General features: G+C 66.4%; 11 protein-coding genes. 9 read left to right on the plus strand and 2 right to left on the minus strand.

Annotation, left to right across the window (positions count from 1 at the left end):
• The first annotated feature begins 10 nt into the window (after nt 1–10).
• The 4 genes from FAZ97_RS03060 (at nt 11) to FAZ97_RS03075 (ending at nt 4,568) form a co-directional block, all read left to right on the plus strand.
• Complete coding sequence (locus FAZ97_RS03060) at nt 11–1,189, plus strand: glycosyltransferase family 4 protein (protein ID WP_158759031.1); 1,179 nt, start codon at nt 11–13, stop codon at nt 1,187–1,189.
• Entirely contained in the window at nt 1,186–2,340 is a 1,155-nt protein-coding gene (locus FAZ97_RS03065; RefSeq protein ID WP_158757136.1) for a glycosyltransferase family 4 protein, read from the plus strand. Before FAZ97_RS03060 ends, FAZ97_RS03065 begins: the two co-directional genes overlap by 4 nt.
• 168 nt (nt 2,341–2,508) lie before the next feature.
• On the plus strand, nt 2,509–3,654 hold the full coding sequence (locus FAZ97_RS03070) for a glycosyltransferase family 4 protein (protein ID WP_158757137.1): 1,146 nt from the start codon (nt 2,509–2,511) through the stop codon (nt 3,652–3,654).
• Nucleotides 3,651–4,568 carry a glycosyltransferase family 2 protein gene (locus FAZ97_RS03075; protein ID WP_158757138.1) on the plus strand — a complete coding sequence of 306 codons (918 nt, stop codon included), beginning with the start codon at nt 3,651–3,653 and terminating at the stop codon, nt 4,566–4,568. Before FAZ97_RS03070 ends, FAZ97_RS03075 begins: the two co-directional genes overlap by 4 nt.
• 72 nt (nt 4,569–4,640) lie before the next feature.
• Here FAZ97_RS03075 and FAZ97_RS03080 read toward each other — a convergent pair whose 3' ends face one another.
• Together FAZ97_RS03080 and FAZ97_RS03085 are read right to left on the minus strand one after the other, a co-directional pair.
• Nucleotides 4,641–6,116 (minus strand): oligosaccharide flippase family protein, encoded by a 1,476-nt coding sequence (locus FAZ97_RS03080; RefSeq protein ID WP_158757139.1) that lies wholly within the window; start codon nt 6,114–6,116, stop codon nt 4,641–4,643.
• 52 nt (nt 6,117–6,168) lie between these two features.
• Entirely contained in the window at nt 6,169–8,328 is a 2,160-nt protein-coding gene (locus tag FAZ97_RS03085; protein WP_233271622.1) for an acyltransferase family protein, read from the minus strand.
• Nucleotides 8,329–8,621: 293 nt separating this feature from the next.
• On the opposite strand from FAZ97_RS03085, the gene FAZ97_RS03090 reads away from it, so the two are divergent.
• The 5 genes from FAZ97_RS03090 to FAZ97_RS03110 all read left to right on the plus strand — a co-directional run bounded on the left by FAZ97_RS03090 (nt 8,622) and on the right by FAZ97_RS03110 (nt 14,185).
• Nucleotides 8,622–10,469, plus strand: coding sequence for a serine aminopeptidase domain-containing protein (locus FAZ97_RS03090; RefSeq protein ID WP_158757140.1), 1,848 nt, complete (start codon nt 8,622–8,624; stop codon nt 10,467–10,469).
• On the plus strand, nt 10,466–11,287 hold the full coding sequence (locus FAZ97_RS03095; RefSeq protein ID WP_158757141.1) for a class I SAM-dependent methyltransferase: 822 nt from the start codon (nt 10,466–10,468) through the stop codon (nt 11,285–11,287). Before FAZ97_RS03090 ends, FAZ97_RS03095 begins: the two co-directional genes overlap by 4 nt.
• A gap of 158 nt (nt 11,288–11,445) precedes the next feature.
• Nucleotides 11,446–11,973: a flavin reductase family protein gene (locus FAZ97_RS03100; protein ID WP_158757142.1), complete on the plus strand. Its 528-nt coding sequence runs from the start codon at nt 11,446–11,448 to the stop codon at nt 11,971–11,973.
• A gap of 142 nt (nt 11,974–12,115) precedes the next feature.
• On the plus strand, nt 12,116–13,426 hold the full coding sequence (locus FAZ97_RS03105; protein WP_158757143.1) for a glycosyltransferase family 87 protein: 1,311 nt from the start codon (nt 12,116–12,118) through the stop codon (nt 13,424–13,426).
• A gap of 468 nt (nt 13,427–13,894) precedes the next feature.
• A complete protein-coding gene (locus tag FAZ97_RS03110; protein ID WP_027816722.1) occupies nt 13,895–14,185 on the plus strand; it encodes a co-chaperone GroES in 291 nt (96 codons plus the stop codon).
• The last annotated feature ends 33 nt before the right edge of the window (nt 14,186–14,218 follow it).

Genomic DNA, 14,218 nt, shown 5'->3' on the forward strand with positions numbered 1-14,218 from the left:
CGCTAACGCGTTGCGCGTGCTGATCGTCACGCATGTCGTGAGAGATAACGACGGGCAGGGCCGCGTGAACTACGAGATCGCGCGCGCGCTGCTGGCCGCGGGTCATCATGTGACGATCGTGTCGTCGATGGTCGCGCCGGAACTGCTCGCGCATCCTTCGGTGCGTCACGTGCCGGTCCCCGAAAGCCGCCTGCCGAGCCGCCTCCTGCAATACCAGATGTTCGCGATCAAGAGCGGCGCGTGGATCCGCGCTCACCGCCGCGACTTCGACATCGTGCACGTCAACGGTTTCATCACCTGGACGCGCGCGGATGTGAACGCCGTGCATTTCGTGCACGACGGCTGGTATCGCTGCGGCTTTTATCCGTTCAGGCTCGCGGGCGGCTGGTATGGCGCGTATCAGGTCATCTATACGCGGCTGAACGCATGGTGCGAGCGCTGGGCGTTTCGCCGCGCGCGCGTCGTCGTGCCGGTGTCGCACAAGGTGGGCGACGAGGTGCGCGCGCTCGGCATCGAGCCGACCAGCCTGCGGGTGATCCACAACGGCGTCGACGCCCGGCAGTTCGCGCCGGGCGCAAGCGAGCGCGAACGTTTCGGACTTCCAGGCGAGCCGTTCATGCTGCTCTTCGCGGGCGACCTGCGCGTGTCGCGCAAGAATCTCGACGCCGTGCTGCGCGCACTGGTGAAAGCGCCCGCGCACGTGCATCTCGCCGTGGCGGGAATTTTGCGCAACAGTCCTTATCCCGCGCTCGCGCGCGAGCTTGGCGTGGCCGATCGCGTGCATTTCCTCGATCTCGTGAAGGACATGCCCGCGCTGATGCGCTCGGTCGACGCCTTCGTATTTCCTTCGCGCTACGAAGCGATGAGCCTCGTGATGCTCGAAGCGCTGGCGGCGGGGCTGCCCGTCATCACGGTGGCGACAGCCGGCGGCTCCGAAGTGATCGACAGCCGTTGCGGCGTGGTGCTCGACAGTCCCGAAGACGTGGAAGGGCTTGCGCGCGCCATCGAACGTGTCGCGCGCGACCGTGAGTACGCGCGCGAAATGGGGCGCGCGGCGCGCGAACTCGCCAAAACGCTCACGTGGCAGGCCATGGCCGAACGCTATCTCGCGCTGTACGAGGAGATCGTGCGCAGCGATCAGGCGAGGCGCGCGCAGGTCCCGTCGCCGGCCATTTCGGCGCGATCATGACCGGGCGCATCGACTCGCTGCAGATCGGCATGCACTGGTTTCGGGAGCGCCCAGGCGGACTCGACCGGATGTTCATGGCCCTGATCGAGTCCCTGCCGGCGCAGGGCGTGGACGTGCGCGGCCTCGTGGCCGGCACGGGGAACGTGCAGACGCAAACCAACGGCGTGGTGCAGGTGTTCGCCGGCGAGGGCGACGGCCTGGGCGCCCGGCTGCGCGGCGCGCGCCGTCACTCGATTCGCCTCAAGCGCGCCCGTGCGCCCGACATCGTGGCCAGCCATTTCGCGCTCTACGCGGCGCCCACGATCGGCGTGTTCGCACGCGTGCCGCGCGTCGTGCATTTCCACGGACCGTGGGCCGCCGAATCGTCGGCGTCCGGCCGCGGCAAGCTCTCGCATGCCGTGCGGCACGCGATCGAGCAAACCGTCTATCGCGGCGCACGCCGGCATATCGTGCTCTCGAACGCGTTCGGGCGCGTGCTGCAAACCGGGTACCGCATACCGGAGGAGTCGATCCGGGTGGTGCCCGGCTGTGTCGACGTGGCGCGCTTCGACTCGCCGCTCACGAAAGTACAAGCGCGTGAGCGTCTTGGGCTGCATCAGGACCGGCCGCAGCTTTTCTGCATTCGCCGCCTCGTGCCGCGCATGGGTCTGGAGGATCTGATCGACGCGATGTTCGTGGTCAAGCAGTCCGTGCCGGACGTGCATCTCACGATCGCCGGCAAAGGCATGCTGGACGCCCCGCTGCGGGCTCGCATCGCCGCGCGCGGTCTGGAATCTCACGTCACGCTCGCGGGCTACGTGGCCGACGAGGATTTGCCCCTGTGGTATCGCGCCGCCGATCTGAGCGTTGTGCCCACTGTCACGCTGGAAGGCTTTGGGCTGACCACGGTCGAGTCGCTGGCGGCGGGCACGCCGGTGCTGGTGACGCCGGTGGGCGGCTTGCCCGAGGCGGTCGCCCCGCTCTCCGAAGGGCTGGTGCTGCCCTCCATCGGCTTTAACGCAATCGGCCGCGGCATTGTCGATTGCCTGCTCGGCACGCACCCGCTACCGGATGCCGAAAGCTGCCGCCAGTACGCGCGCAGCCGTTTCGACTACGCGGCGGTGGCCTCGCAAGTGGCTGCGGTGTATCGCGAGGTGCTCGACGAAAGCTGAATGAGCGCCGGCGAGGCCGCTCGCGCGCGAGCGAGCGCAGCCGCACAGACGCACAAGCGCGCCCCTTTCATGATCGGCATGTTGCCGGCGCGCCGTGGTCGTGCGCCGGTCAGGCGAAACGGCGGCACGAAGCCGCTTTTCTCACCGCGGGACGCACCTGGGCGCAGCATGAAAATCATCCATCTGGCCAATCACGCTCAGCTGATCGGCAACGGCATCGTCAACATGATGACGGACCTCGCTTGCCTGCAGGCGCAGGCGGGCCACGACGTGGTCGTCGCGTCCTCGGGCGGCGAATTCGAATCGCTCTACGCGCGCTATGGCGTGCGTCATGTGCACGTGCCGCAATCGCGCAAGCTGCGGCGCGCGCCGGCCATGCTCGCGGGCTATCGGCGCCTCGTGCGGGACTTCCAGCCGGACATCGTGCACGCGCACATGGTGACGGGCACGATGCTCGCGCGCTTCGCCTGCGTGCGCCGGCCTTACGCGCTGTTCGCGACCGTGCACAACGAGTTCCAGAAGAGCGCCGTGCTGATGCGGCTCGCGGACCGTGTCGTGGCCGTGACGGGCGTCGTCGCGAAGTCCATGGAAGCGCGCGGCGTGCCGGCAGCCAAGCTCGCGGTCGTGCGCAACGGCACCGTGGGCTCGCCGCGCCGCAGCGGCTTGCCGCTGGGGCCCGCGCCCGAGCTGCACCGGCCCGCCATCACGACGGTGGCCGGCATGTACGAGCGCAAGGGCATTCATGACCTGCTGCGCGCGTTCGCCGCGCTGCCGGAGCGCTTTGCGCATGCGCATCTCTATCTCGTTGGCGACGGGCCCGATCGCGAGATGATGCAAGCGCTCGCGCGCGAGCTCGGCGTGGCCGAGCGTGCGCACTTTACCGGTTTCGTCGCCAATCCGACGGGATATCTCGCGCAAACGGACGTGTTCGTGAACGCCGCGCACCGCGAGCCCGGCGGGCTCGTGCTGTGCGAGGCGCGCGAGTCCGGCTGCGCCGTGGTGGCGACGCGCGTGGACGGCAATCCCGAGATGGTCGGCGGCGAAGAGGCCGCGCTGCTCGTGCCGGCGGGAGCGCCGCAGGCGCTCACCCAGGCCATCGTGCGCCTGCTCGACGATCCCGCGTTTCGCGCGCTGCTGGCCGAGCGCGGTCAGAGCAATCTCGGCCAATTCTCCGCGCAGACCGTGTGCGACGGCTATGTGGCGCTCTACGAGCAGGCGCTCGCGACGGCGCGTTCGCCGCGCGGCCGCGCGGCCGTGGCCGGGGGGCAGTCGCATACTCAGTCGCATACGCAGTCGCACAAGGTGTTGCCATGAGCCGGTGGGGACAGGCGGGCTCGCTGATCGAGCCGCGCTTTGCCGTGTGCGTGACGACGATGAACCGCGCCGAGGTGCTCGCCGCGTGTCTCGCGCGCCTCGCCGAATGCGATCCGCCACCGGCGTGCATCGTCGTGAGCGACGACTCGGCGGACCCGGCCATGCGCGCCGCGAACGAAGCCGTGGTGCGTGCGGCCGGCAACGGCGTGTATCTGGCCGGGCCGCGGCGCGGCGTGTGTGCGAACCGCAACAACGCCGTGCGCCATTGCCTCAAGCACAGCGCCGGTTGCACGCACGTTTCGTTCATCGACGACGACATCCTCGTGGAGCGCGACTTCTTCGCCGCAGCCGGCAACCGTCTCGCGCAAATCGCGCCGGCCCGGCGCGACAAGGCGATTCTCACCGGCGGCGCGTCGAGCGGGCCGCATCTGCACGAATGCCGCTCGCTGCGCCTGTCGTTCGCCTGCTATTTCGAAGAGGGCGAGGAGCCGCAGTGCGTGAACCTGCACGCCTCGGTGTTTCCGCTGGCGCTATTCGCGGGCAGCGGCTGGGACGAGAACATTTTCTTCGGCACCGAAGACGCGGAACTCGCCCTGCGCGCGCTGCGCCAGGGCTACACGATCGAACTCGAGCCGGCGCTGCGCTCGCGCGACACGATGCCAGGCAGCGGCGTGCTGAACGGCGACTCGGGGCGTACTGGCCTCTCGCGATATCAATTGAGCTGCGAGGCGGCGAGGCTTTATATCGGCGTGAAGCGTTACTGGATCATCGAGCCGAGCCTCATGCGCTGCGCGGCGTTCCTCACCGTTTATTTCTGCCACCTGACCGTTTTCCTCGCGAAGCGCCGCGCGCTTTCGCAGCTTGGGCCCATCGTGCGGCTCTCGAAGGTCTGGCGCGTGGGCACCGCTGGCTAAAGCGTACGCTGTGAGCGGCACCTGCCGCTCACGCGTGCCGACCCGTCGGCGGGGTTCCTCATCCCCCAACCATCACGTCAGCCGATCCTGGCCTTGCGCCACGCGCGTGCGCATCACGAAGTGCCGCACGAGCTTGCGCAGTTCCGCCGATTGATGCAGTGACAGCGCGAGATTGGCCGCCATCGTGGCGAACGCGATAGCCGCTGCCGCCGCGATGCCGAGCGGCAGACAGGCGAGGGCAAAGGCGACGACGAGGAACGCGAGGTGCGTGAGCATGTTGCCGACGATGTCGCGCGTTTGCACGCGGGCGAAGTACGTGTAGACGACGTAATCGCACAGCGCTTTGGCGACGACGACCGTGCCCGTGCCGACGAGGCCGAACGCGTGTGTCGCGCCCCAGAGCGCGGCGGCGAAGAAGGGCAGCTGCAGCCAGCTGACGCGCGCGACGCTGCGTGGGTTCGCCTGCGCCTGGATCAGGATGCCGAGGATGCCTGATTGCCCCGCGAGCCATACGCCGATGACGAGCACGCGCCCGACCGGCGCCGCGGCCTCGGCGATGGCCGCGCCGAGCCAGATCTCGAGGAACGGCTTGAGCGCGAAGAGTGCCACGATCATGCACGGCGTGAATACGCCGTTCAGGAACGCGAGCGCGTCGCGCGCGAGCTTGTGCGCGTCTTCGTGCGTCGAGGCGGAAAGGCGCGGGAACAGCGTGCGCAGCATGGCGGAAGGCAGCATGTTCAGGCGCGTGACGAGGTTCTGCGGCGCGGAATAATAGGTCACATAGCGCGCGCCCAGAATCGCGCCGACCAGCACGCGGTCGAGCGTGCCGGCAATCGCGCCCGCGCCCGAGAAGAGCAGCGTCCATTTGCCGTAGGCGAACAGATCGGCCATGACCTTGCGCTCGGGCATGCGCAGGCGCGTGATGCCGAGCGCGCGGAAGGTGGCGAAGCCGAGCAGCACGCCCGCGATCAGGCGCGCAATGACTGCGGCCGGAATCGCCACCGAAAGCGTGGGCGAGAGCCACCAGGCGGCGGCCAGCGGCAGCACCTGGAACAGGAACGTGCCGAGCGTCTGATTCGTGTTGTAGCTGCCGAAGCGCTCGACGGCCGTGATCGCGCCTGCGAACACCCATGTGACGTTCGCGAGCGGCACGGCCACGGCGATCCACGGCAGGATGCTCATCAGCTCGTGGCGGAACACGGGCTCGATGTGCATGGCGTACGTGATGTAGAACGACGCGCACGTCCACACGACGAGTCCGCCGATGATGCCGGTGCACAGGTTCAGAAAGCATGCGCCGAAGAAGATCCGCTCGACGGCGTCGCCTTCGGCGTCGCGCACCTTGGCGATCTGGTTTTCGGTGGCGAGGCTCGTGCCCAGATCGAGCAGGCTGAAGTAGCCGATTAGCGCCCACACGAGATTGATCACGCCGTAGCGCTCGACGCCCAGCAGCTTGATGTAGGCCGGTACGGTCATCAACGAAACGAGCGTCGGCGCGATGAGCCCGGCGAAGTTGATGACGATGTTGCGGAGGACGGCTTTTTCCATGAGCGCGCTTTTTATTTGATCGTTTGCTTGATCGATCGGTTGAGCAGGGGCATCACATCGCGTCGAGAATGGCTTGCCTGAACAGCAGCGAACCTTGCGCGCTCACGTGGTTGTCGTCGCCGTACACCGGCACGCCGTCGAGCACCGCCTTGCAGGTCGCGCCGGCGCACAGACGCGGCACCGGATCGAAGATGCGCACGTTCGGAATCGCGGCGACCGACTCGACGAGCTTGCGCTCGAATGCCTCGGTCCGCAGATTCGCGGCGGCAGAGGGCTCGATGCGCTCGGGATCCGCATAGAAGCGCGGCAGCAGTTTGCCTTCCAGCACCGGCGGGTTCTGGAAGACCACGAGCCGTGGCGTGCTCGCGGCGAGCGCCTTCACGGTGAGCGGAAATTGACTCGAGAGCGCCGCGCGCGAGGTTGCGAGCGTGGCCGTCCCGTTCGGATCGGTGGTCACAAAGTGCGTGGCTTTCTGCAACTCGCCGAAGAGCGTCCAGCCGTTGCCGTAAAGGCTCCAGCGGCCGATGTAGAACACCACGGCGGGTTTGAGCCGCTCGATGGACGAGACGATCGGTTCGGCGAGGCCAAGGCGGCTGCAGTCGCGCCCGCTCTGCGCGCCGTCGCTGCGGCGCGTGTCGAGCAGCGGCGGGCAGCCGGTGTGCGTGAACGCCATGAGACGCATGTTGCGCGCCACGGCGATGCTGTGCAGCACGGGCAGCCACGCGCCGCCGTGCGAGTCGCCCCACACGACCATCAGCTTGCCGGTGGCGGCCATGTTGTATGCGGTGCAGAACGTGTCGGCTTTCGCGTCCGGCAGCTGGCAAGGCTCGGGCTGCAGCGCGAGGCGCATCTGCTCGTTCTGCGTGTACAGCGCGAAGCCGCGATTGTCGGCCGCCGCGCGCATGGGCAGTCCCGCGCGCGCGAACAGCACCGCGCCGGCCACGCCGAGCACGGCCAACGCGACGCAGAGCGCGCCGAGCTGCCGGCGGTTCGCTTTCTTCGTGCGGATGGGCAGCTCGACGAAGCGGTAGGTCAGCGCGGCAAGCACGATGCTCGCGAGCACGAGTGTGAGGCGCGTGGAGACCGGCACGAAGAGACCGCCCGCGAGAATGTTCGCGAACGAGAGCAGGGGCCAGTGCCAGAGATACAGCGGGTAGCTGATCAGTCCGATCGCAACGGCCACGCGATTGCCGAGCACGTTCTTGTTGAGCCACGCGCGCGGCCCCGCGCAGATCACGAGAAACGCGCCGACCGTGGGCAGCAGCGCGCGCCAGCCGGGGAACACGTCGTTCTCGTTGATCAGCACGACCGCCGCGCCGATCAGCACGAGGCCTGCCGCCGAAAGCACGTTCGAGGCGCGCGGCCCGTACTGCACGAGGGTCGGGCGGTGCAGCAGCAGCCAGGCGAGCGAGCCGCCGATCATCAGTTCCCAGAAACGCGAGAGCGGCGAGTAGAACGCCGCGGTCGGATCCGAGACAGACGTGACGAGGCTCACGGCGAAGGACCCGGCGGCGATGCCGCCGAGCAGCAGAGGGAAGCCGAGCCGGCGGCGGTACGCGAAGCTCACGAGCAGCGGCCAGAATATATAGAACTGCTCTTCCACGCCGAGCGACCACAAGTGCAGCAGCGGCTTGGTCGCGGCGGTATCGTCGAAATAGCCGGCTTCGCGCCAGAGCGCGATATTCGATAGAAACGCTGCACCCGCAACGAGATGCTTGCCGAGCTGCTGATACTCCTCGGGCATGAGCAGGAACCAGCCGGCCACGAGGCAGGCGGCGAGCACGACGACCAGCGCGGGAAAAATGCGGCGGATGCGCCGCATGTAGAACTCGATGTAGCTGAAACGGCCGTCCTCGACGCTCTCGAAGATGATCGTGCTGATCAGGAAGCCCGAAATCACGAAGAAAAGATCGACGCCGACGAAACCGCCGCGCAATTGCGACGGAAACGCGTGAAAGGCCAGCACGGAGAGCACGGCGATGGCGCGCAGTCCGTCGATATCCGGCCGGTACTTCGGCGCGCGCAGGTGTTCGGGCGCCGCATAGGAGGGCACGGGCGCGGCGGTTTTGCCGGGCGCATCGGACGTGACGGCTGCGTCGCCCGCGTCGCGATAAAGCGCGCCTGTGCGCGCCGCGACGCCGGACGCATCGATGCTCGCTGGCGCGCCGCCGTCGCTTACCGAGAGCGGGGCAGCCTGGTTTGTCATTCGCATGGCGGACTTGTGCTGGGCGGATCCGGTGGTTGGGCGGCGCGTGCCGGGCCAGGCCGCAGCGCCGCATTCATCGGAGCAAACGGCGCTTATCGTTGGCCCAATTGTGCCGCTGCAGCGCGGCATACAGTGTGGCCGGCCGTACAGATACACCGCGAGGCGTCTGGTTAAATCCTCCCCAGTTAGTAAGGGTTTGTCCCACACCGTTGCGTCGCGCCGGGCCCGTACCGCGACGCGCCCGAGCGGCTGTCACACGCATCCTTCATTCTTGCCGCGTCATCGCATAGGGATATCCGATGGAACCTGTCGTCTTCGACGGCTGCTTCGGCTGGCTTCATCCGGCTAACGGCCGGCATGGGGTGGTCTTGTGCAGTCCGTTCGGCTATGACGCGCTGTGCACCCATCGCGGCTGGCGGCGTCTTGCCGAGCGCCTCGCGGCGAGCGGCATGCCCGTGCTGCGCTTCGACTATCCGGGCGCGGGCGACTCGCTCGGCGACGAGGAGGATCCGGGCCGCGTCGAGGCATGGATCGAGAGCATCGGGGCTGCGGTGCGCCATCTGCGCGAGCGCACGGGCGTCGCACAGGTGTCGCTGTGCGGCCTGCGCCTGGGCGCGACGCTGGCGGCGCTCGCCGGCGAGCGCATCGGCGGCATCGATGGCCTCGTGCTGCTTTCGCCCGCGTTGTCGGGTCGCAACTATCTGCGCGAATTGCGCGCGCATCGGCAGAGCTGGCTGAGCACGCCGGCAGGCATGACGGCCGATCCGATTCCCGAAACGGCGGCCTACGTCGAAGCGTTTGGCTTCGGCCTGCATGGCGACGATATCGCGCGGCTCGGCGCGGTCGATCTGCGCGCCGACACGAAAGCGCCTGCGCGCCGCGTTTTGCTGCTCGATGCGAGCGACCGCACGCGCGCCGGCGCGCTCGTCGATCACTACACGGCGCATGGCGTGGATGTGGCGCGCCAGTCGTTCGACGAGGCAGACCGTTTCCTGGTCGAAGCGCTATACAGCGAAGAGCCGGTCGTTGCATTCGATGCCGTGACGCAGTGGCTCGCCGATGCGCCGTCGCGCGAGGGCGCAAGCGCGGCGAGCGCGTTCGAACGGCGTGACTGGCCGCAACCGCAGCTCGCCGCTACGGAATTCATCGAGCAGCCGGTGGTTTTCGGCGACTACTTCGGCATGCACTGCCAGAGCGCCGCGCCGCGCGCGGACGCGCCCGCCGTGCTGTTCCTCAATACGGGCGCGAGCCACCACATCGGCGACGGTCGGATTTTCGTGCTGTTCGCGCGGCGGCTGGCGGCGCTCGGTATTGCGTCGCTGAGAATGGATCTGGGCGGTCTCGGCGACAGCTCGCCGGCCGCGCGATCTGTCACGCTCGACACGATCTATTCTCAGGAATCCTCAGCGGATGCAGCGCGCGGCGCCGACTGGCTCGTGGCGCGCGGCCATGCTCGCGTGGTCGTGTTCGGCGTGTGCGGCGGCGCCTTTGTCGGCCTGCACGCCTGCGCGCAGCATCCGAATGTTGTCGGCAGCTTCGGCGTGAACCTGCAGAAGTTCATCTGGGACGGCGCGGACCGCACGCCGGGCACGACGGGTCTTGCGTCGAACCGCGTGCTGCGGCAATCCGCGTTGAGCGCCGAGAAGTGGAAAAAGGTGCTGCGCGGCGAGACTTCGCTTGCGCGCGTGGTCAATGGCCTCGCGCAGCGCTTCACCCGCACGATGACCCGCCGTGTGGTGGACTTCATCGACGCGACGACAGGCTGGTCGCCGGCGCCGGGCGAGGCGCGCCGCCTGATGCAGCGGATTCATGCAAAGGGCGCGGACGTGCGGCTCGTGTACGGCGACTACGACCTCGGTCTCGACGAACTCAAGGTCCAGTTCGGCGCGAAGATGGGCGGTTTGCGCGGCTTCACACACGTGCGCGCGACGACGTTGCCGAAACTCGATCACGCGCTTTTCACGCAGGCCGCGCGCGAGGCGGCGATGGCCGACGCGCGGCAGTGGTTTTTCGAGCGTTTCTGCCAGCGGCAGACGCAGGACGAAACAGCATGGCACGGCCCCGTGCCGGTTGCGCGGCCGCGTGTGGCGGTCGAGCGAGCAAGCCAGGTTACTTGCAGTTCTCATCTTGATGGAGCGCATCAATGAACATTGAGCTTCCGCTGGACCAGATCAACCAGCGCGCGTGGAACTCGCACGATGCCATGCGCGAATTCACGATGGGCAAGACCTTCACGGATCTCGGCGAAGAAGCCGCGTTCGACTGGGTGTATGCCGAGTGCGCGGGCGAGCCGATTCTCGACATCGGCATTGGCGCGGGCCGCACGATTCCGCTGATGTTGCGGATTTCGCAGAAGTACACGGGCATCGACTACACGGCAAAGCTGCTCGAGCAGGCGAGCGCGCGCTTTCCGGGTCTCGACTTGCGCCACATGGACGCGCGCGACATGGCAGAGCTGCCGTCGGACCACTTCGCGCTCACGGCGTTCAGCTGGAACGGCATCGACTGTGTGGGCTATGACGACCGCGTGCGTATTCTCAAGGAGATGTATCGCGTCACGCGTCCCGGCGGGCTCGTGCTGTTTTCCACGCACAACCGCGAAGGTCCGGGCTTTCAGGAAAGCGTCTGGAAGCTGCTGCCGCGCTTTTCGTTCAACCCGTTGCGCTTTGGCTGGCGCACGCTGCGCTCGATGCGCGTGCTTCCGCTCGCGTCGTACAACTATCTGCGTCACGTGCGGTTTCATCGCAACTATCCGGGCTATTCGATCAAGACCGCGGCCGCGCATTACTTCGGCATTGTGATCGTGTATACGACGCTGCCCGAGCAACGGCGGCAGTTGAACTCACTCGGCTTCGAAATCGACGCGGTGTTTGGCAGCTGCGATGGTCAGCGCATTCCCGCTGAAAAGACCACGAGCGACGCGTTCTGGTTTCATTTCATCGCGCGCAAGCCCAGGGCGCAGTAATACGCAGTGCGGTTTTCGGCGACGGTGGCGGATCTGTGTGTGTACGTACAGATGCGCAACGGCCATGAGGATTCAATGAGCCGTGCGCCACTACACGGCGCGAGGAGACCACATCGTGCGCTTTGACAACGAACACGGCCGCTTGCGGGAGAGCGACAATGCACGCGATCGCACAACGCAGCGCTGAAAGCCCCACCTCCTGTGGCGGCCTCGACGAACGCCGCCTGCGCAACGCGCTCGGCCGCTTCGCCACCGGCGTCGTGGTGATTTCCACGGGCACGGGCGAAGCGCTGCACGCGATGACGGCGAACGCGTTCATGTCCGGGTCGCTCAAACCGCCGCTCATCGTCGTTTCGGTGGGACATCACGCGCGCATGCATGCGCGCATGATGCAGGCCGATCTGTTCGGCGTGAGCGTGCTTTCCGAAGAGCAGGAGTCGCATAGCCGGCACTTTGCCGGCGAGCCACAAGACTGGCTCGCGCCGTGCTTCACCGAAGTGGAAGGGCTCGGAGGCGTCGCGCTGCTGCATCGCGCGCTTGCCCGCTTTGCCGCGCGTATGGTCGACCGGCATCCATGCGGGGATCACACGCTGTTTGTCGGCGAGGTGTTGTCGTTTTCGCTCGAGGAGGACGCGCCGCTCGTGTTCTATAGCGGCCGCTATGCCTCGGTGGCGCAGGGGCGCTGAATGTGCGGCTTGCACTTCGGGTACCTCGGGCACATGGGCGTACCTGTGCGCTGGCCTGCGCGCGCGACTCTGTGGCTAGACGTACGGACACTACGCCAGGTGAGCGGCAGGCTGTTCGTTCACCGACCGGGGAAACGCAAGGATGAGTTCGAAACTGAGGCTCGAGCACGATGACGGACGATGGGCCGAACGGGCCGGCTGGGCTCGCAACAAGTGGTGGTGGCTGTTCGGTCTGATTGCGCTCGCCTGTTTTGCGCTGAAGGTGTGGATGACGGTGCAGAACTTCGCGCGGCTCGGCCTCGCGCACGACCAGGCGGACTTCAACTTTTTCTACTTTGCGTTCGACACCGTCCACAATCATCTAAGCGAAATCGGGCGGCTTTACGACCGGGGCTATCTGTTCGACCGTCTCGACGCGCTCGGTGCCGGCATCGACCGGGGCCGTCACGATGTCTACGGGTATCCGCCGCAGTTCGCGGTGCTGCTCTCGCCGCTCGGCGCGCTGGGCCTGGGGCCCGCGAAAATCGTCTGGCTCGTGTCGGGGGGCGTGCTGTTCGTCGCGTCGCTCTGGATGCTCGCGACGGTATTGGTGCCTGACGACAAGGCCGGTGCACGTCAGCGCTTTTTTCTGTTCTCGCTCGCGATTGGCGCGCTCAGTCATCCGCTTTATCTCGAAGTGCAGTTCGGGCAATCGAACTTGCCGATCCTTTTTCTCGCGGTATCGACGTTCTATCTGCGCTACGAACGCCGCAACAGCTGGCTGGCCGGTGTGCCGATCGGCATTGCGATCATCCTGAAGATGAGCCCCGCCGCGATTGCGCTGTTCTTTCTGCTGCGCAAGGACTGGCGGCTCAATGTGTCGGCGCTGCTGACCGCCGTGGCGGGCACGTTGCTCACGGCGGCGGTTACCGGTTGGGACGTGGTGCTGCGCTATCCGTTCCAGTCGCTACCGGCGGCGATGAAAGTCACGGCGGAATTCGGCCCGGCGCCATGGAACAGCGCGTTTCGCGGTGTGCTCGAACGCGTGCTCGCCGATCTCGGGCTTGCCGTGCCGCACACGCTGGTGTCGGCGGTGGCCGCCCTGTACGTACTGCTGGTGCTGGCGGCTTTCGCGTCGATCACCTGGAACGCAAGACCCGACCGGTATCGCGAGATTGCGTGCGCCGCGCTGCTGCCGTTGATGATCTCGCCGGTCGTCGAGCGCACGCATGCGTTGCTGCTGATCGTGCCCGTTCTTGCGATGGCGGCGCTCGTCTGGAATCGCCCGTGGCCGGGACCGGCCGATCCCAACCGCGTCTGGTTCATCCGGCATGTGATCGGGACCGGCGTAGTGGTGGCGATCGTTGCGCTCAACCCGATCTGGATTACCTATTACGTCGGCATCGTTGCGATGTTCTTCGTCATCGTCCGCGCGCGCGCACTGGAGCCCGATGCCTGGAACCGGGCACGCTGACTGAAGCGTAGTCAAAGCGCGGGCAACGACGCATAAAACCCGGCCCAAGCATTAAAATGGGGTTCTATCAATGGACTGGGTCGCCAGGCGTCGCATGGCCGCAGTGCTTCTGACCCTTGAATCGATTTGCTCGGTATTGCAGAGATTGGGGATTTCCCCAAGAGGCATTCCGGAAGCCTCCGCGCGTGCGTGGGAGCGTCATTGAGCATGGCGGGCGAAGCCCATTTTTGTGCGCCAACTTATTGTTTTTATTGAAAAATAATGCGCGCTGGAAGCGCATTCCGGCCTGCCGATCGTTCCTCTCGAGGCCGCATTTCCGCGTTCCGCCCCACTTCTTGAATTTGTCATCCCCCGTCCATATAATTAGCACTCACCGCACGAGAGTGCTAACAACATCTCTGGCTGGCGGTTGCCGGCAGCCAGGTTTTCTTGACTCGCTTCAAGTCCTAATCAAGAGAGGATCTATCCATGAACCTTCGTCCTTTGCATGATCGCGTGATCGTCAAGCGCCTGGATCAAGAAACCAAGACCGCTTCGGGCATCGTGATCCCGGACGCAGCGGCAGAAAAGCCGGATCAAGGTGAAGTCCTGGCCACGGGCCCGGGCAAGCGTGACGACAAGGGCTCCCTGATCGCACTCGACGTCAAGGTCGGCGATCGCGTCCTGTTCGGCAAGTACGCTGGCCAGACCGTCAAGGTCGATGGCAACGAACTGCTCGTGATGCGTGAAGAAGACATCATGGCCGTGGTGCAGAAGTAAGCTCAGCCCACAGCATATTCATCAAGAATTCAA

It is taken from the genome of Paraburkholderia acidiphila (assembly GCF_009789655.1).
GTDB classification, from domain to species: domain Bacteria; phylum Pseudomonadota; class Gammaproteobacteria; order Burkholderiales; family Burkholderiaceae; genus Paraburkholderia; species Paraburkholderia acidiphila.